This is a genomic window from Xanthomonas translucens pv. undulosa, assembly GCF_017301775.1.
In the GTDB taxonomy this organism is placed as follows: domain Bacteria; phylum Pseudomonadota; class Gammaproteobacteria; order Xanthomonadales; family Xanthomonadaceae; genus Xanthomonas_A; species Xanthomonas_A translucens.
Map to the genome: position 1 here is coordinate 4,526,768 of NZ_CP063993.1, position 18,156 is coordinate 4,544,923.

The 18,156-nt window shown below is 67.5% G+C and carries 17 protein-coding genes; 1 reads left to right on the forward strand and 16 read right to left on the reverse strand.

Features of this window, described 5'->3' with window-relative positions; all coding sequences use genetic code 11:
* Positions 1-2: 2 nt before the first annotated feature.
* The 9 genes from ISN38_RS19365 to ISN38_RS19405 form a co-directional block, all read right to left on the reverse strand.
* Positions 3-539 carry a flagellar basal body-associated FliL family protein gene (locus ISN38_RS19365; RefSeq protein WP_047324957.1) on the reverse strand — a complete coding sequence of 179 codons (537 nt, stop codon included), beginning with the start codon at positions 537-539 and terminating at the stop codon, positions 3-5.
* A 228-nt stretch (positions 540-767) separates the two neighbouring features.
* On the reverse strand, positions 768-2,084 hold the full coding sequence (locus tag ISN38_RS19370) for a flagellar hook-length control protein FliK (protein ID WP_047324956.1): 1,317 nt from the start codon (positions 2,082-2,084) through the stop codon (positions 768-770).
* Positions 2,081-2,548, reverse strand: a complete 468-nt coding sequence (fliJ, locus tag ISN38_RS19375) for a flagellar export protein FliJ (RefSeq protein ID WP_003472372.1) — start codon at positions 2,546-2,548, stop codon at positions 2,081-2,083. The genes ISN38_RS19370 and fliJ overlap by 4 nt, the downstream gene beginning before the upstream one ends.
* Before the next feature lie 3 nt (positions 2,549-2,551).
* Positions 2,552-3,928 (reverse strand): FliI/YscN family ATPase, encoded by a 1,377-nt coding sequence (locus tag ISN38_RS19380; RefSeq protein WP_003472374.1) that lies wholly within the window; start codon positions 3,926-3,928, stop codon positions 2,552-2,554.
* Entirely contained in the window at positions 3,925-4,545 is a 621-nt protein-coding gene (locus tag ISN38_RS19385; RefSeq protein ID WP_003472375.1) for a FliH/SctL family protein, read from the reverse strand. Before ISN38_RS19385 ends, ISN38_RS19380 begins: the two co-directional genes overlap by 4 nt.
* On the reverse strand, positions 4,542-5,531 hold the full coding sequence (gene fliG / locus ISN38_RS19390) for a flagellar motor switch protein FliG (RefSeq protein ID WP_003472377.1): 990 nt from the start codon (positions 5,529-5,531) through the stop codon (positions 4,542-4,544). The genes ISN38_RS19385 and fliG overlap by 4 nt, the downstream gene beginning before the upstream one ends.
* Before the next feature lie 10 nt (positions 5,532-5,541).
* Positions 5,542-7,263: a flagellar basal-body MS-ring/collar protein FliF gene (gene fliF / locus ISN38_RS19395; RefSeq protein WP_206711984.1), complete on the reverse strand. Its 1,722-nt coding sequence runs from the start codon at positions 7,261-7,263 to the stop codon at positions 5,542-5,544.
* 11 nt (positions 7,264-7,274) lie between these two features.
* Positions 7,275-7,637 (reverse strand): flagellar hook-basal body complex protein FliE, encoded by a 363-nt coding sequence (gene fliE / locus ISN38_RS19400; RefSeq protein WP_003472382.1) that lies wholly within the window; start codon positions 7,635-7,637, stop codon positions 7,275-7,277.
* A gap of 257 nt (positions 7,638-7,894) precedes the next feature.
* Complete coding sequence (locus ISN38_RS19405) at positions 7,895-11,416, reverse strand: glycosyltransferase (RefSeq protein WP_058358778.1); 3,522 nt, start codon at positions 11,414-11,416, stop codon at positions 7,895-7,897.
* 567 nt (positions 11,417-11,983) lie between these two features.
* On the opposite strand from ISN38_RS19405, the gene ISN38_RS19410 reads away from it, so the two are divergent.
* Positions 11,984-12,946 (forward strand): IS1595 family transposase, encoded by a 963-nt coding sequence (locus ISN38_RS19410; RefSeq protein WP_206711985.1) that lies wholly within the window; start codon positions 11,984-11,986, stop codon positions 12,944-12,946.
* On the opposite strand, the gene ISN38_RS19415 is transcribed toward ISN38_RS19410, so the two are convergent.
* From ISN38_RS19415 to ISN38_RS19445, 7 genes are read right to left on the reverse strand one after another with little or no spacing between them, the layout of a single operon-like run.
* A complete protein-coding gene (locus ISN38_RS19415; RefSeq protein ID WP_139115915.1) occupies positions 12,937-13,164 on the reverse strand; it encodes a hypothetical protein in 228 nt (75 codons plus the stop codon). The two genes, ISN38_RS19410 and ISN38_RS19415, sit on opposite strands and share 10 nt — an antisense overlap.
* A gap of 18 nt (positions 13,165-13,182) precedes the next feature.
* Positions 13,183-13,806 (reverse strand): LbetaH domain-containing protein, encoded by a 624-nt coding sequence (locus ISN38_RS19420; RefSeq protein WP_206711986.1) that lies wholly within the window; start codon positions 13,804-13,806, stop codon positions 13,183-13,185.
* Positions 13,796-14,941: an aromatic ring-hydroxylating oxygenase subunit alpha gene (locus tag ISN38_RS19425; protein ID WP_003466850.1), complete on the reverse strand. Its 1,146-nt coding sequence runs from the start codon at positions 14,939-14,941 to the stop codon at positions 13,796-13,798. Before ISN38_RS19425 ends, ISN38_RS19420 begins: the two co-directional genes overlap by 11 nt.
* Positions 14,942-14,955: 14 nt before the next feature.
* Positions 14,956-15,597, reverse strand: coding sequence for an acetyltransferase (locus ISN38_RS19430; RefSeq protein WP_003466852.1), 642 nt, complete (start codon positions 15,595-15,597; stop codon positions 14,956-14,958).
* Entirely contained in the window at positions 15,597-16,349 is a 753-nt protein-coding gene (locus ISN38_RS19435) for an SDR family NAD(P)-dependent oxidoreductase (RefSeq protein WP_047324951.1), read from the reverse strand. The genes ISN38_RS19430 and ISN38_RS19435 overlap by 1 nt, the downstream gene beginning before the upstream one ends.
* Entirely contained in the window at positions 16,346-17,119 is a 774-nt protein-coding gene (locus ISN38_RS19440) for an SDR family NAD(P)-dependent oxidoreductase (protein ID WP_047324950.1), read from the reverse strand. The genes ISN38_RS19435 and ISN38_RS19440 overlap by 4 nt, the downstream gene beginning before the upstream one ends.
* On the reverse strand, positions 17,116-18,156 hold the full coding sequence (locus ISN38_RS19445; RefSeq protein ID WP_047324949.1) for a ketoacyl-ACP synthase III: 1,041 nt from the start codon (positions 18,154-18,156) through the stop codon (positions 17,116-17,118). Before ISN38_RS19445 ends, ISN38_RS19440 begins: the two co-directional genes overlap by 4 nt.

Below are 18,156 nucleotides of genomic sequence, written 5' to 3' on the forward strand. Positions count from 1 at the left end.
CCTTACTGGGTCACGAAGCTGGTGAACAGCAGCTCTTCCACGCACTTCTTGCCGGTCTCGGCGGTCATCAGCTTCTGCGCGTCGGCCAGGGCCGCGGCCTGCAGCTTCTTGCGCCCGGCGATGTCGGCGATGTCCTGCGCCTGCACCTGCGAGAACAGCATCAGCAGGTGCGCGCGGATCGCCGGGGCGTTCTCGGTGATCAGCTTCAGCTCTTCCGGGTCGCGGGTCATCAGCTGCACTTCCATCTGCAGATAGTGCGGGCCGTCGTCCGGGCTACCGTTGAGGTTGACCACGAAGGCCGGATCCATCGCGAAGTATTGCGCCGGCTTGGGCAGTTCGGCCGCCTTGGCCGCGGGCTTGCCGTGTGCGGCGTCGGGCTTCTTCAGGAAGAACCAAGCGCCGGCGCCGCCGCCGCCCAGCACCAGCACCGCGGCGATGACGATGATCAGCAGCTTCTTCTTCGACTTGCCGCCCTCCGGGGCCTCTTTGGGGTCCTTGGCGTCGGCGGATTTCTTCGATTTGTCGGCTGCTGCTGCCACGGATGGGCTCCTTAAGGGGGGACTCTGCCCCTAAGGATGCAATCGGTGTGCCGAAACGGCGGGGTGGGCTTGCCGGATATTTGACGCGTGCCGCGATGGCCAGCCATGCGGCCTTATTTGGGGGAGGGACTTCAGTCCCGACGGGCTTTATCGATGACGCCCGTCGGGGCTGAAGCCCCTTCCAGAAGGAGCGGCCGGCGTCAGTCCGGCCGCGATGCTGCCGCTGGATTACGCGTAGGCGTCGAGCAGGCCGCGCTGGCGCAGCACCACCGACGGAATTCCGACGCTGCCCAGCAGTTCGTCGCCAGTGCCGCCGCCGGCATTGCCGCCGTTCGATCCGCCGCCCTGGCGGGCGTTCTGCGAGGCTTGCTGTTGCTGCTGGCCCACGTCCGCCTGGCCGAGCTGGAAGCCGTGCTGGCCGAGCATTTCGCGCAGCCGCGGCAGGCTGTTCTCCAGCGCCTGGCGCACTTCCGGCTGGGCGCTGGAGAAGCTGGCGTTGACCTGGTCGCCGTTCAGATGCAGGCGCACTTCGACCGGGCCGAGGTCGGCCGGGCTGAGCTTGATGTGGGCGTGGCCGATCTTCTGGTCCGCCAGCCAGCTCATGCGTGCGCCCAGTTCGTCGTCGAAGTGGTCGCCGTGCAGGTTCGGGGTCGGGGTCGGCGAGCCGGTGAACGGCGCGGCGGGGTCGGCGCTGCGCGCCGGCGCGTGGATCCCGGCCGTCGCCAGCAGGTTGATCGGATCGGTGCCGGTGCTGGCGACGTCGCTGCCGCTGTCGGCGCTCTTGTCGGTGGCGCTGGCCAGCGCCGCCAGCGCCGCGACCGGTGCCGCGGCGTCGCCGCCGCTGGCCGCCTGCGCCGCGGCCCCGGCGACCTGCGCCAGCATGCCGCCGAAACCGCCTGCGGCGCTGGCGCCGGTGCTGGCCGCGGCGGTTGCCGGCGCGGCGGCGGTCGCGGCCGCGCCGGCGGCGGTCTCGGCGCCGGCCGCTGCAGCCAGGGTGTCGCCGCCGAGCAGCGCGGCCACGCCCTGGGCGGCGGCGCCGGCGACGCCGATCGCCAGCCCGGCCGCGCCCAGCGGACCGGCGCTTGCCGCCGGCAGCGCGGCCGCCAGCGTCGGCAACAGGCTCATGCCGATGCCGGCCAGGCCGGCCGGCGGCCAGCCGGCGTCTTCCTCGGCGTCCTCGCCCTGCTTGGCGTCGGCCTTGCTGCCCTTGGATGGCGCTTTGGCCGGGGCCTTGGCTTCGTCCCCGTTCTTCTGGCTGTCGCGTGCGGCCTGTGCGCCGGCCTGCGCGCTGCGTGACGGCTCGGTGGCGGTGTCTTCCTCGCTCTGCGGGCGTTTGGCGGCGGCGTCCTTCTTGTCGGCCGCGGCCTGCTGCGTCTTGTTGGCGTTCAGCCGCGGCGCCGGCTTGGGCGCGGCGCGCGCGCCGTCGTTGCCGAGCAGCTTGTCGAAGTCCTGGCCGCCGCTGCGGCCCTGGCCTTGCGGATCGGCGCTGCTGCTGGAGGCGCTGGCGCGGGCGTTGCCGCCCAGCGCGGAAAGTGGGTTGCTCATCGGCTGTCTCCGTTCTCGTAGTCGCTGTCGGCGGCGGCCACCGCCAGGCGCACCCGGCGCGCGCCGAGGTCGTCCATCTCGCGCTGGCTGCGGCGGTCGTCGACCTTGCGTTCCTGGGCGCGGTAGCTGGCCGCCAGTTGTTCCAGCACCTGCTTGTCGCGGCTGGCCAGCAGCAGCCGGCTGCGTTCCATTTCCACCTTCTCGCGGTTGCGGTCCACGGTCTGGCACTGCTGCTGCACGGCGCTTTCCAGGCGATCCAGGAAGGCGCGGCGGTTGGCCAGTTGCGCCAGGCTGGTCGCGGACATCTGGCTGTTGGCGTATTCCTCGGCGTAGCGGCGCAGTTCTTCCAGCCGCGACTCATGGGTCTCCAGCGCGCGCTGGCGCTCGGCCAGATCGCGGGCGACCTCGTCCTCGTGCTGCTGGGCGCGGCGCAGCAGGGGATCGATACGCTGTGATTGCATCATCGCTTAGTTCTCACGTTCGACCAGGCGCTTCAACGCGGCCTGGCTGTGGGGCAGATCTGCGGCCTTGGCGACATCCTGTCCGAGGAATTCCATGATCTCCGGCCAGCGCTCCAGCGCTTCGTCCACGGCCGCATCGTTGCCGCGCTGGTAGGCGCCGATGGTGATCAGGTCGCGGTTGGCCGAGTACGCCGAGACCAGCCGCTTCAGCGCGCGGATGCGCAGCCGCCACGGCTCGTCGGCGATGTCCTGGACCACGCGGCTGACCGAGGATTCCACGTCGATGGCCGGATACAGGCCGCTGTCGGCGACGCGGCGCGACAGCAGGATGTGGCCGTCGAGGATGGCGCGGGCGGCGTCGGCGATCGGGTCCTGCGGATCGTCGCCTTCGGTCAGCACGGTGTAGAACGCGGTGATCGAGCCGCGGCCCTTGGCGCCGTTGCCGGCGCGCTCGACCAGCGCCGGCAGCTTGGCGAACACCGACGGCGGGTAGCCGCGGGTGGTCGGCGGCTCGCCGACCGACAGGCCGATCTCGCGCTGCGCCTGGGCGAAGCGGGTCAGCGAATCCATCAGCAGCAGCACGTTCAGGCCCTGGTCGCGGAACCATTCAGCGATCGCAGTGGCGCGGTAGGCGCCGTGCAGGCGCGCCAGCGGTGGGCGGTCGGCCGGCGCGGCCACGACCACGGCGCGGCGCAGGCCTTCCTCGCCCAGCGTGGTCTCGACGAAATCGCGCACTTCGCGGCCGCGTTCGCCGATCAGCCCGACCACGATCACATCGGCCGCGGTGTAGCGGGTCATCATCCCGAGCAGGGTGGATTTGCCGACGCCGGAGCCGGCGAACAGGCCCACGCGCTGGCCGCGGCCGATCGGCAGCAGCGCGTTGATCGCGCGCACGCCCACGTCCAGCGGCATGGTGATCGGTTCGCGCGCCAGTGGGTTGATCGAGATGCCGGCCATGCCGACCGAGCCTTCGGCGCGGATCGGGCCCTTGCCGTCCAGCGGCACGCCGTCCGAATCGATGACCCGGCCGAGCAGGCCTTCGCCCACTTCCACGCCGCCGCGGCGGCGCACCGGCACCACCCGCGCGTTGGGCAGCAGGCCGTGGGTTTCGGCGCTGGGCATCAGCGAGGTACGCTCGCCGGAGAACCCGACCACCTCGGCATCGACCCAGCCGCCGTCGACCTCGACCCTGCAGGTGGCGCCCATCGGCGCCTCGCAGCCGACCGCTTCCAGGGTCAGCCCGACCGCGCGGCGCAGGATGCCTTCGCGGATCAGGCCGCGGCCGGCGGCGGCGTCGAGGCCGAGCTGGCCCAGGCGCGAGGCCAGGCGCAGGTTACGCGCGTCCAGCCAGTCTGCCGGATGGGTGCCGGACAGCGCGCTCACAGGCCCGCTCCGGACTTGCGCAGCACCGTCTCCAGCGCCGCGCGCAGGCGCGCTTCCAGGGTGCCGTCGATGCGCACCGCTTCGGCGTGCACGCGTAGGTCGCCGCGGCTCAGGGTCAGGTCCGGCACCAGCCGGGTGCCGTCGGCCATCAACGCCAGCAGCGGAGTCAGTGCGGCGATGTCGTCCGGGTGCAGGCGCACCTCGACCTCGCGGCGCGCGCCGCCGACCGCGTCCAGCGCCTCGCCGACCAGTTCGGCCAGCAGCGCCGGATCGGCCTCGTAGGCGCGTCCGACCAGGCTGCCGGCGATGCGCACGGCCAGTTCGCCGAGCGCGCCGACCACTTCGTTTTCCAGCCGCGCCAGCGGCCGCGAGAAATTATCCAGGATGCCTTCGATCTGTGCGGTCAGGCGACGGATCTCGGCCTGGCCCTGGGCCAGGCCCTCGCTGTGGCCGCGCTCGAAGCCTTCGTGCTGCGCTGCGGACTCGATCGCCTGGATGTCTTCCAGGGTCGGCGGGCGCAGGACCGGTTCTTCGGGCAAGGCGTCCTCGAACTGCGGCTCCGGTGCCGGCGCGGCATTGAGCTCCGGCGCGAACCAGCGCACCACATTGCCGCTCATACCATCGCCTCCGCACCAGCGCCGCCGAGGCTGATCACGCCCTCATCGGCCAGCCGGCGCACGATCGTGAGGATTTCCTTCTGCGCGCCTTCCACATCGGCCAGGCGCACCGGGCCGCGCGCTTCCATGTCCTCGAGCAGGATTTCGGCGGCGCGCTGCGACATGTTCTTGGTGATCTTCTCGCGCACCTTGATGTCGGCGCCGCGCAGGGCAAGGCCGAGGCGGTCGCCACTGACTTCACGCAGCAGGGTCTGCAGCGCGCGGTCTTCCAGCTCGATCAGGTTGTCGAACACGAACATCAGGTCCTGGATGCGGGTGCTGAGCTCGGCGTCGATTTTGCCGATCGCCGCCAGCACGCCCTGGTCCTGGCCGCTGTCCATGAAGTTGAGGATGTTGGCGGCGACCTTGACCCCGCCGACGTTGGACGATTTCAGCCCCTGGTTGCCGGAGAACTGCCGCTCCATGATCTCGTTGAGTTCGTTCAATGCGTTCGGCGGGATGCCGTCGAGGGTGGCGATGCGCATCAGCACATCGGCGCGCACGCGCTCGGGCAGCAGCTTCAGCGCCTCGGCGGCCTGGTCGCTGTCCAGGTGCGCCATGACGATGGCGATGATCTGCGGGTGCTCATTGCGCACCAGGTCGGCGACCGCGCGCGGATCCATCCACTTCAGCGTGTCCAGGCCGGTGGTGTTGCGGCCGAGCAGGATGCGGTCGATCAGGCCGCCGGCCTTGTCCGCGCCCAGCGCCTGCACCAGCACGTTGCGGATGTAGTCGTCGGCGCCCACACCCAGCGAAGTCTTGCTGCCGAGTTCGGCGTTGAACTCGTCCATCACCTTCTCGACCTGGTCGCGCGAGATGCCGCTCATGGTGGCCATGGCGATGCCGATCTTCTGCACCTCCTTGGGGTCCATGTGCTTGAGCACTTCGGCCGCATCGCTTTCGCCGAGCGACAGCAGCAGCACCGCGGCGCGCTGGGTTCCGTTCATTGCGGACGTATCAGGCTTCACTGGCCACCCATCCCTTCACGACTTGCGCGACACGCTTGGAATCCTGCTTGACCGCCTCGCGCGCCAGGCGCAGACGCTCTTCGTAGGCGTCGGGCAGGGCGATCGCGGGACGGCTGCCGCCGGCGATGCTGGCGGTGTCGTCGGCCATCGACGGCAGCAGCGGGTCCTCGTCGTCCAGCATCGACACATTGGCATTGTGCGGCTCGGACTTGTCCTTGCCGGCATTCTTGTTCTTGGCCGGCACCGGTCCGGCGATCTGGCGCAGCGCCGGGCGCAGCACGCCGAACAGCAGGGCCAGCACCACCGCCGCGCCGAGCAGCAGGCGCAAGCCGTTCATCACCCGCGGATCTTCCCACCAACCCGGCTTGTCCGCCGCTTCCGGCGCGTCGCGCACGAACGGGGCGTTCATCACCGAGACGGTGTCGCCGCGCTCGGCGTTGAAGCCGACCGCCTGCTTGACCAGGCCTTCGATGCGGGTCAGTTCGGCGGCGCTGAGCGCCTGCTCGACCATCTTGCCCTTGGCGCCGGGCCGCGGCACGTGGTCGACCAGCACCGCCACCGACACGCGCTTGATCCGGCCCGGCGGCTGCCGGGTGTGCTGCAGGGTGCGGTCCAGCTCGTAGTTGCGAGTGGCGCTCTTGGAGCTTTCGGTCGGGGTCGCGGCGGCGGCCTGCTGGGTGTTGGCCGGGGCGGCGCCCGGGGTGCCGGCGGCACCGGGCTGTCCGGGCGCGGCCGCGCCGGGCGGCGAATTGCTGGTCGCACCGGGCACGCCCTGCGGACCGCTCGCGGCGGTGCTGCTGTCGCTGACCTGCTCGCTGCGCAGCTTCGGCGGCTCGCCGTTGTACAGCTCGCGCGCTTCCTCGGTGACCGAGAAATCCATGTCCACGCTGACTTCCGGATTGACCCGGCCGGGGCCGGTCATCGGCTCCAGCAGCTCGCGGATGCGCTGGTTGTAAGAGCTTTCCTGGCGCCGCACCTGCTCGAACTGGGCCGCGTTCAGGGCCGCATCGCTGTTCGGGTCTGCGATGGTCAGCATGCGCCCGCTCTGGTCGACCACGGTGACCCGCTCCGGGGTCAGGTCGGGGATGCTGGAGGCGACCATGTTGACGATCGCATCGACCTGGTTGCGCTCCAGGGTGGTGCCGCCGCGCAGTTCCAGCACCACCGAGGCGCTGGCCACGTCGCGCTGGCGGGTGAACGCGCTGGGCTTGGGAATGGCCAGGTGCACCCGCGCCTCGCGCACCGGGCGCAGGCTGGCGATGGTGCGCGCCAGTTCGGTCTCCAGCGCGTGCTGGTAGCGGGCGTTCTCAACGAACTGGCTGACGCCGAAGCCCGGATCCTTCTCCATGACCTCGAAGCCCATGTTGCCGCCGTTCTCGGTCAGGCCGGAGCCGGCCAGCTTCAGCCGCGCGTCGTAGAGCTTGTCCTCCGGCACGGTGATCGCGCCGGTGGTCTGGTCGAGCTTGAACGGGATCTGCGCGGTGCGCAGCAGGTCGGTGGCCTCGGCCGTGCCCTTTTCGTCCAGGCCGGTGTACAGCGGGGTGTAGGCGGGCTTCTGCGACCAGAAGAACACGAACAGGCCCGCGGCCACGGCCACGGCGATCATCGCCATCAGACCGATGCGGCGGGTGATCTGCAGGCTCTGCAGGCGATCGAACCAGGCGCCTGCCTTTTCGCCGCTGAGAGTGTCTTTGCTGAGCGCAAGAGCCATCGTTGTCTACCTTACAGCGGCATGTTCATCACGTCCTGGTACGCCTGGACGAGTCGGTTGCGGACTTCCACGGTGGCGCGGAACGCCACCTGGGACTGTTGCGCGGCCATCATCACCTTGGCCAGGCCGGCGTTGGGATCGCCCATTTCGAAGGCCTTGGCCAGATCGCCGGCCTTCTGCTGGGTTTCATTGACGCCGCTGATCGCGCTGCGCAGGGTGTCGCTGAAGCTTGGACCCTGCGTGCCCTGGGTCCCGGTGAGGCCTTCGATCGCATTGCTGCGTCCGGCATCGGCCACCTGCGCAGGCGCGGCCTGGCCGACCTGGCTCTGGTAGCTGCGGATCTGCGAGAGGATGGAACTGATGGAGTCACTCATACGGGGGATGTCCATGCCGGGGGCGGCTACCCGAGATGGATGCAAGCGGTGTGCCGAAACGACTGGCGCCGCGATCGCCCGTGCTCACGGGCGGGGGCGAAGGCGCGGCGCGTGGCCGCGTGCGCCGGTTGCAGCGGTCGGCGTCGGCTTCCCGTCGTGCTCCGGTGACCGCACTCAGCCGTGGGTGCCGGCCCTTTGACGCGCCGTGCCTCGTGCGGTTCCGGGCTAGGTCCGAGCGCCGTCGCCGGTGCAGCGGCTCAGTCCGGCAGCCACGCGGCGTGCCAGGCCTGCAGGTTGGCGCCCTGCAGCATCCAGTCGCGGCGTACCGCCGCGTGCAGCGCCGCGCCGGCCGCGGCACGCGCCTGGGCGTCGGCCAGGTGCATGCGGATCGCATTGACCCAGTCGCGGAAGCGGTTCTTGACCAGGGTCGCTGGCAACCCGTTCTGGTAGGGCGGCAGGTCGCTGGCCACCACCGGGTAGCCGCAGGCGCCGTATTCGAGCAGACGCAGGTTGCTCTTGCAGCGGTTGAACAGGTTGTCTTCCAGCGGCGCCAGCGCCAGGTCCAGGCGTAGCGCGGCCAGGGCCTGCGGATAGCGTTCGAAGTCCACGCCCGGGTGCATCTCGGCCACATGCGGGCGCAGCCGCTGCGGGCACATGCCCATGAACACCCAGTGCACCTCGCCGGCCAGCGCCTGCACCACGTCGGCGATCAGTTCCAGGTCGCCGGTGTGGCTGGCGCCGCCGGCCCAGCCGACCCGCGGCTTGGCGTCGGCGCTGGTCCTTGCCGGCGCGGGCAGATCGCCCCACATGCGCGGATCCAGCCGGTTGTGGACCACGCGGATGTCCGCATGCAGGCCGGCCAGGGCTTCGGCCAGGGCGGGGGTGGACACCACCACCCGGTCCACCAGCGCCGCGGCGCGGCGCAGCGAGCGCAGCACGTCCTTGGGCATCTGCTCGCGATGCACGCTCTTCAGCGGCACGTTGGGCAGGTAGTCGTCCAGTTCGTAGACCTTGAATGCGGCGCAGAAGCGGCGCATGCGCTCCATCTTCGCCAGTTCGGCGTCGCCGACCCGGCGCTGCACCACCACCGCATCGGGGGCGATGCGCTCCATCTCCACCGGGTCGAGCAGGCGCGCGTAGTAGACGCCGTCGATCTGCCCGGCCTCGGCCAGCGCCTGGAACGGCTGAATTACCCGGTAGTGGCCGCTGCCGAACGCGTCGCCGGGATGCGCCAGGATCCGCGGCAGCGGCTTCCACGCCAGCGGCTGCCAGGAGAACTCGGATTCGCCGAGCTTGAAGCCGCCCGGCTGCTCCAGGCCCAGGCTCGGCGAGTAGGCCGGGTCGTGCGCCATGACGGGCAGCCAGCGTTGCAGCAGCGCGTCGTCCGCGCTTTGCGGCCGCGGCGGCGCGGTGGGCTGCAGCAGCAGCGCCTCCGGCGTCCACAGGGTCCATTGGTCCAGCGCCGCGGCCCTCAGGCACAGGTCCACGTCGGCACCGCCGTCGGCGAAGCCGGCCGCATCGAACCCGGACAGGCGCTCGAACAGTTCGCGCCGCACCAGCATGCAGCGCTCGGACACGGCGCTGTAGCGGTGCGCCACCTGCAGCCGGCCCATGTAGCCAGCCTGCGCCATCGGCTCGCCGGCGAAGGCATGGCCGGCGCCGGGCAACAGCCCGGGCAGCAGACCGGCGTGGGTGATGGTGGCGTCCGCGGACACGCCCTTGACGCCGACGATGCCGACCTCCGGGCGCTGCGCATGGTTCATCAGTTCGTGCAGCCAGCGGCCCTGGACCACGGCGCTGTCGGCGTCCAGGAACAGCAGGTAATCGCCCTGCGCCTGGGTCGCGGCCAGGTTGCGCGCCTCGGCCTGGGCCACGCGCTGCTCCAGCGCGAACACGCGAATGCGGCCATTGCCCAGTTCGGCCACCGCCTGCAGCCATGCGCCGACCGCCGGCGAGTCGCTGGCGTTGTCGACCAGCAGCAGTTCGTAGGCCGGGTAGGCGGTGGTCTCGAGCAGGCCGACCACCAGGCGCTGCAGGGCCGGCAGATTGTCCTGGGCGATGGTCACGATCGAAACCGGCGCCTGCTGCGCATGGCCATAGTCGATGCGATGCAGCCCGCCAGGCAGAGCCTCGACCTTGGCGTCGGCATAGCCGCGTGCCTGCAGATGGCTGGCGACCGCACGCTGGCGCGCCTGCGCGCCCGCGGCGGCGTCGGCCGGCGGCGCGATCAGCAGCGGCTCCGGCAGATGTACCAGGCTGGCGCCGGCGTCGCGCTGGAACAGGCGCAGGATCAGCTCCAGTTCCAGCGCGCCGGCGTGATCGGGATCGAACCCGCCCAGCTCCTGCACCAGGGCGCGGCGGAACACCCAATGCCCGGCGGTCGCCAGCGGATTGCCCAGCAACAGGTCCAGGTCCGAATCCGGGCGCAGCACCGGGGCCAGGGTCTGGCCGTCCAGCGCCAGCCATTCGTCGGCATACAGCGCGCTGCAGTGCGGCTGCTGCGCCAGTTCCAGCAGCAACCGCAGCAGGCCGCCTGCGTAGAAACGGGTGCCGGCGCTGGCGCACAGGAACCAGTCCGCGTGGCCGAGTTCGGCCAGTGCGGCGTTGAGGCCTGCCGCCTCTTGGCCGGGCGGCAGCGGCAGATGCCGGACCCGCGCATCCGACACCATCGTGGCGGCGGGGTCGCCGAGCACAGCCACGCTCAGCGTGGCGAAGGCGGCGCCGTCTAGCAGCAGGCTGTGCAGGCTGGCTTCCAGCGCGGCCGCGTCGGCGTTGCGCGCGTCCAACAGCACCGCGAGCCGCGCGCCGCCGCCCAGTTCGGCCAGGCGCGCGTCGAACAGGGCGCGCTTGGCCGGCGGCAGCTGGCGCTGCGCCTGCCAGTCGCGCAGCGCCAGCTGGGCGCGGCCGCGCGCATACGCGGCCTGGATCGCCTGCAGCAGATCGACCGGTTCGGCGTCGCCACCGTCCAGCGGGGTCACATGGACCAGACGCACGTCGCCGTCGCCGCGGTACCAACCCATGGCGCGCACGCCCCGGCGGAAATCGTCGTGGCCCTGGTCGCCGATCCCCGGCCGGTCGCGTCCGGCCTGGCTGTATTGGTCCTGCGTCACCCGGAAGCGGGTCAACGGCCTGGCCAGCAGGGCCAGGTTGCCGCGGTGCAGCAGCTTGGCGTACAGGGCCAGGTCGCCGACCCAGTGGATTAGCCGGCCATCGAGCACCATCAGCTGGTCGCCGATCTCCAGCAGATCCTGGCGCCGGCACAGCACGCAGCTGGGCTCGCCGATGAAGTTGATCGTGTGATCGGCGAGGAAGGACAGCAGTTCGGGACCGTCGAGCAGCACGTCGCCGGCGAATGGGAAGCTGGTGGCGTGGATGTCCGGCAGCGGCGCGTCGTCGCCGTCAATGCGCTGCCGGCGCGAGGAAGCCAGCACCACGTCGGGGCTCGACTGCATGGCCTGCACCAGCGCGGCGATGCACTCCGGTTCCAGCACGTCGTCGTCGTGCAGGAATTTGACGTATTCGCCCTGCGCCAGGCCGATGCCCTTGATGGTGCTGCCCAGTTCGCCGTGACGGTACGGGTTGCGCTCGTAGCGGATCGGGAAGCTCGCGCTTGCGCGCTTGCGCTCCACCGCCGCGGCGATCGTGCCATCGGGATTGTCGTCGCAGATCACCAGCTCCAGCGCCGGATAAGTCTGGCCCAGCACGCTGTCGAGCGTCCGCTCGAAGTACCGGAACTTGTAGGCCGGCATGACGATGCTGACCGGGGCGGGGGAAGTCATGCAGGCTTGACCATCTTGCTTGAAGAAGAAACAGCGATCGCGGTATGAGGCTTAGCTGCCGGGCGCGGCCCGATCTGCTAGTGATGCAATGTATGTGCCGGATCAGCAGGCTGCCCTGGCATGCTCCGTGGCCGCGTTGCTGCAGGCTGCTTCCGAGCAAAGCCAGCATAGCCGCGATCGACACTGTGCGACCAGTGTGGTGCGGGTCCAGCAATCCTCGAATGGATCATCTGTCACATGCTGCAGGGCTGCACTGGCCGCGTATCGACGATGAAGGACGCATGCCGATCATCGCGTCTTGCAATGGATAGATGCGATGCCGATGCCAGTACCGCATCTCTGGTTATCGCAGGTGATAAAATAAATGCAATATAGTTGTACGAATTTGGCAAATGCGTGTTAATAAATATATTATAGGATACATCCTCTTATTTTTGATGGAGGATGATTATGATTTTTCGTAAATTTTTCCTTTCCTGATTAGCCCTGACCCTCAGCCAATAGTCGCAGGATCTGCGCCATGCTGGGTAGAGGCTGGCGCCACCTGAAAGCCGACGAGGTGGCGTGATGAGCATCAATGCCGTGCAGTTCCAGCCTGGATTGTCGATGTCCCAGTTCATCGCATGGTACGGCACCGAGGCCAAGTGTTATCGCACTTTGTACAAGTGGCGTTGGCCGCAGGGTTTCCGTTGTCCGTCCTGTGCCGGACGGACTCGGTCGCGTTTCAAGCGCGGCGCGGCGATCTACTACCAGTGCTGCGCCTGCCGCCATCAAACCACCTTGATGGCCGGCACGATGTTCGAAGGAACCAAGCTGCCGCTGCGCACCTGGATGCTGGCCTTGCACCTGTTGACGGCAACCAAGACCAATCTGGCGGCGCTGGAGTTGATGCGCCATCTGGGCGTCAACTACAAGACCGCCTGGCGGATGAAGCACAAGATCATGCAGGCCATGGCCGAGCGCGAGGCCACGCGCACACTCAGCGGGTTCGTGCAGATCGACGATGCTTACCTGGGCGGGGAGCGCAACGGCGGCAAAGCCGGACGCGGATCGGAGAACAAACAGCCGTTCCTGATTGCCGTGCAGACCGATGCGACCTTCGCTGCGCCGAGTTTTGCGGTGATCGAGCCGGTGCGCAGTTTCGACAACGCCTCGCTGCAGGATTGGACCGCGCGTCCCCTGGCGCCGGAGTGCGAGGTCTACACCGATGGACTGGCCTGCTTCCGTCGGCTGGAAGACGCCGGGCACGCGAATACGACACTGGACACCGGCGGAGGGCGGGCGGCGACTGAAGCGCCTGGCGCGCGCTGGGTCAACGTCGTGCTGGGCAACCTCAAACGCGCAATCAGCGGCGTGTATCACGCCATCGCGCAGAGCAAATACGCAAGGCGCTACCTGGCCGAAGCCGCCTATCGTTTTAACCGCCGATTCCGCTTGCGCGAGATGCTGCCGCGACTCGCAACTTCCATGATGCGTTGCAAGCCTTGCCCAGAGCCGGTTCTGCGTGCGGCAAGCAATTTTCATGGCTGAGGGTCAGGGCTAATCAGGAGGATCGAAGCGTGGGTTTCGCGTGCCACCAGCGCCGCTCCGTATCCGGAACCGCAGAACACGTCCGCGCCGAAAAGCTGGGCATGGCCATTGGGTAGACGCGAGGCTGCGTAGCGATATCGCCACAAGTGGTCTCCGCCGACCAGATTCTGGTCGAGCGTGTGATATCTCTCTCCGCTTTTCAGCGCGTAATCTTTCATCGTACAGCTTCCTTGGGATTAATGGCCATAGACATGGATCGGCTCGTCATAGCGGGTGTCGTACACCGTGCGGCTGGGCACGTCCCGGTCATACAGCCGTGGCCAGCCCAGTTCGCAGTGGCGGCCGATCCGGACGCCAGGGCTGACCGCCACTCCCATGCGCAGGATAGAGTGCGCGCCGATCTCCGTGCCATGGCCGATGCTTACGCCGATGTCGCACCAACATGATGGACGCAGATGCACGCCAGCGCCGATCTTGACTCCGCTATGCAGCACGGTGTTGTAGTCAATACGGCTACCCGCGCCGACCACCACGCCGTCGCCGATGAAGCAGTTGCGGCCGATCACTGCATCGGCAGCGACCACGGCCGAAGTGCTGACGAAAGGCTCCAGGCTAAAGCCGCGCGCCATCGCCAGCTGCATCAGCTCCATGCGCTTGAAATTGCCGAAGCGTTCGTCGTAGGCGACGAACAGTCTGTCCTCGGCCGGGTCCAGGCCATCCAGTGCGTCCAGGTCGAAGCTGTAGTCGGTGCGTAGCGAAACCTCGATCCTGCGCACGTCGGCCTGCGGCTCGGCCTGCCTCCAGGCATTGAAGACCTGTTCCAGGCAGATGCCGGTTCCGATGACGCATCTAGAGGCCATGTTCTGTCTCCATCAGTGTTGCGTACCAGCGCTCCACTAAGCGGTTGGTGAACTCGTAGACCCCCTGGGTCGGCATCGGTGCGTCCATGTGCAGCGCTGATTGCACATGTTCCATGATCTCCACGTCCTCGCCTGTCACCAGCCGGCTGCCATGCATGTGCGATAGCAGGTTCCAGCTGGAAAAGGCATAAGGCTTCTTCTTGCGCGTGGTGAACCAATAGATTTCCAGATCGGTCCTGTCCGGGGCCACGGGGATGTGATGTTCCAGGGTGAAGGAATAGCCGCCGTTGGGGCAGGCGATATGCATGTTGGGAAACGCCAGCCAGTTGAAATAGGCGTCCTGTTCCCCCCATCGCTCGACCATGTCATGGAACGGCAGAGGCTTGGGCTCGGTGATCGGCGCGTCAGCGCCGGCCGAGCTGAAGCGGCGCATCTCCGCGCGTAGCCCGGTGGGGCTGGTGTCGGCCAGGGGACGGAGGCCTTCGGCCGCCAGTTCAGTATCGACGTAGGGGATGAAGTCGAATTCCCGGGCAAGGCTCTTGGGATGGACAAAGCGCGGGTGATTGGCGTCGCGCAGGTTCTCGTACGCCAGCTTCCAGTTGAACTTGCAGTGCCAGGTGGTCACCATCACCTCGCCGTCGTACAGGTTGGAGCTGCTTTCCAGCATGGAAATGAAGTGCTCGGGGAACTGTTCCTCGATCGGCATCGGGTCACTGTCCAGGTTGACGAACAGCACGTTGCCGATCGCGTGCAGGGCGAACTCCCGCAGCCGGAGCTTCTGCTGTTCGGCCCGGCTTATGCGATACAGGGCACGACATTCGGGGATGTTCTTGATCGCGCCGTCCTGGTCGTAGCTCCAAGCGTGGTAGGGGCATACCAGTGGACGTCGTCCGGTCGGCGCGGTCTGGAGCGGCGCACTGCGGTGCAGACACACGTTCTCGAACGCGCGCAACTGGCCGTTGAAATTCTGGATGACCACCGGGATGCCGGCGATCTTGCGGGTGACGAAGCTGTTGTTCTCCGTCAGCAGGGTCTTCAGACCGGCGAAAAGCCAAACCTTGCGAAAAATCTTTTCCTGCTCGCGGGAAAAAATCTCCGGTGACAGGTAGTACCTGGGGTGCATTCGCGAGCGCATGAATAACTGCCTTGTCAAATGTCTTTCTGGAATACGATTCGGGCAGGGTTGCCGAACACGCTGGCGCCGGCTGGTACGTCCTTCATGACCACCGCGCCGGCCCCGATGACCGCGCCGTCACCGACCTTGACGCCGGGCATCAGGGTGGCGCGCGGATGTACGGTGACGAAGTTACCAATCTGGACGCCGCCGCCCATGAATGCCATTGCGCCAACGTGCACGTAGTCGCCGATGCTTACGTCGTGCCCGAGCATGCTCTGGGCGTGGATGGTGACGAAGTCGCCGATGCGCACGTCCGGCCCGGAATGGACCAGCAGGCCAAAGAAGCAGCCCTGGCCGAAGTGCACCCGCCTGCCCAGGCGGACGTCGGTAAGGACTGGAATGAACCGCCCGCCTTTCTCGAGGATCGGCCGTGCGTAGCGGTGGCGGTCGTAGGGGTTGCCCATCGCACAGACGAATACATCGTCAGTCTGTGGCAGGTAGCTCATCGGATCGCCGATGATCGGTGTGTCGACACCGTAGCTGTCCAGGATATCGGCGCGGCTGTCCAGGAACCCGCCGATCAGCCAGTCCTTGCCATGCCCGGCGTCGTCATGCATTTGCTCCAGCACTTCGCGGCCCCAGCCGCCGGCGCCGATAATGAGTGCCCGATCCATCAGAGCACCGCCCCGCCGTCCATGACCAGGCTGGTGCCCGTGACCCAGCGGCTGGCGTCGGACAGCAGATAGACCGCGGCGTTGGCGACATCGTGCGGTGTGCCCAGACCCAGTGGATGGCGCGTGCGTTGTTGGTTCAGTAGTTCGTTGAGCCCGTTGTCCTCACCCCAAAGGCGCGGAGTGGGCACAGCCGATGGCGAAATCCCGTTGACTCTCATGCGGTGCCTCGCCTGTTCCAGTGCCAAGCAGCGGATGATGCCCAGCAGGCCGGACTTCATTGCTGAGTACGGCCCCACGCCGCGTGTACCAATATGCGCGGAGGTGGACAGCATGAACACGATGGAGCCTTGGGTGTTAATGGCATTGGCTTGCAGCAGACGCTGCGTCAGCATGACCGGTGCCAGGAAATGAACCTGGTACATGCGCGTCATCAGTTCTTCCTTCAGCTGGCGGATCGGCGACAGCATCTGCCCGCCTAAGCAGTGCACTACGCCGTCGATGCGCTGGCTGGCTTGTACCAGGCGCTCCCGGTCCTCCGAAACAGTCAGGTCGGCCTGCACCTGCACATGCCCGTCGCCGGTCAGTTGCGCATGGGTTTGCTGGAGACGCTCGGGATCGCGACCACTAATGACCAAGCGCGCGCCGCGCCGTACGCAGGTCAGTGCGATTTCCTGGCCAAGGCCGGACGATGCGCCGGTGACCAGGATGGTCTTGCCAGTTAGGGAAAAAGCCTTGCGGGTCGGATTGCTCATGCGTAGATGTCCATCGGCACGGTCAGGCCACCATCTACGACGAAGTAGTTACGGGTGACCCAGCGACTTGCGTCGGACAGATAAAACACCGCCGCGTAAGCCACGTCTTCCGCTTCGCCCAGCCCCAGCGGGGTCAGTTTGGCATGCTCGTCGATGTTGCCGCCGCTCTGGTTGAGGCCCTCGAGCATTGGCGTGCGCACGTAGCCGGGCACGACGCAGTTGGCGCGGATACCGTGCTTTGCCACTTCCAGTGCCAGCGTACGCATTGCGCCGAGCAGGGCTCCCTTGCTGGCAGAGTAGGCGGCGGTGGCCACAGGGCCGATGTGCGAGCCCACCGCCGAGATAAATAGGATCGAGCCGTTGGCGTTGATGCGCTTTTTCGCCATCAGGCCGCGCGTCAGCAGCAGAGGTGCATAGACATTACTGGCGAAGGTTTCGTCCAGATGCGCGCGGTTGATCATCCGGAATGGTGCTAGCCGGGCGATTCCGGCCGCGTGTGCGACCCCATCCAGGACACCGACCGAAGCCACGAGATGGTCGATGTCCTCCTGCTTGTCCAGATTGGCGATCACCTGCTCATGCCCTGTGCCTTCAAGTGTGGCGAAGGTCTCGGCCAGGCGGGCCTCGTTGCGACCGCTGATGACCAGTTGCGCGCCCATCTCCGCGCAGCTCAGCGCGATCTGCCGTCCGATGCCGGACGAAGCACCGGTGACCAGGATACGTTTGCCCTGAAGCGCGAACGGGTCGTTCGGATCGATGTCGGTATTCACGACTCGATCAACTCCGGAAACACCGCGCCTTCGATATCAATCAGGCAGGTACCCCACGACAGACCGATGCCGAAACCGCACAGCAGCACGCGCTTGCGGCCGACTTCCAGTTCCTTGTTGATCCGCGCGGTCATGGTGACCGGCAACGAGGCGCCGCTGGTGTTGCCGAAGTCGCGCAGGGTCGAAGGCACTTTCTCCACCGGCAGGCCGAGCTTCTTGCGGATGGTCTCGTTGATCATCCGGTTGGCCTGGTGAAACACGAAATAGTCGATGTCGTCCTTGCCCACGCCCGCGTAATTGATCAACTTTTCGACTGCCGGTGGCACGCGCTGAGTCGAGAAGCTCAGCACCGCGGGCCCATCAAGCTGTAGGTCGATCGCCTGGTGCCAGCGATCCTTCTCGTTCTCACGATAGGGAACCAGATGTTGAATGCCGACCGGCTCGCGCTGGCCGCCCACCGGCAGGATGATCGCCTTATAGCCGCTGCCGTCGCTGTTGAGGTCGAAATACATCGGCGGCGCGTCGGCGCTGAATTCCAGCGCGGTGGCGGTGCCGGAATCGGAGAAGATCGGGTCCTCCAGGTTGGCGCTGCGGTCGCCCACCAGCAGCAGGCCCTTCTTGACCCCGCCGGCGGCGATCATCGAGCCAAGCAGGTTGATGCCGAACGGATAGGCAGAGCAGCCCAGGTTGACGTCGAAGGCGACGGTAGTATGCGACAGGCCCAGCCGGTCCTGCAGGATGATCGCGGTCGCCGGGATCGGATAGTCCGGCGACTGGGTGACCACGATCAGCGCATCGATTTCCTCGCGCTTCCATTGCAGCCGTTCAAGCAATACTTGCGCCGCATCGAACGCCAGGTCGGAAAAACACTGCCACTCCTGCGCCATGCGCCGGGTCTCGATGCCGATGTTGCGCACCAGCCGCTCGCGCTCGGAACGGATCTGCGGCCGGCAATCGGTCAGGTTGGAGACGATGCGCTTGGGCACGCAGGTCGCCATGCCGGCGAAGCGCACGTTGTGCAGCGTGGAGGTCGGCAT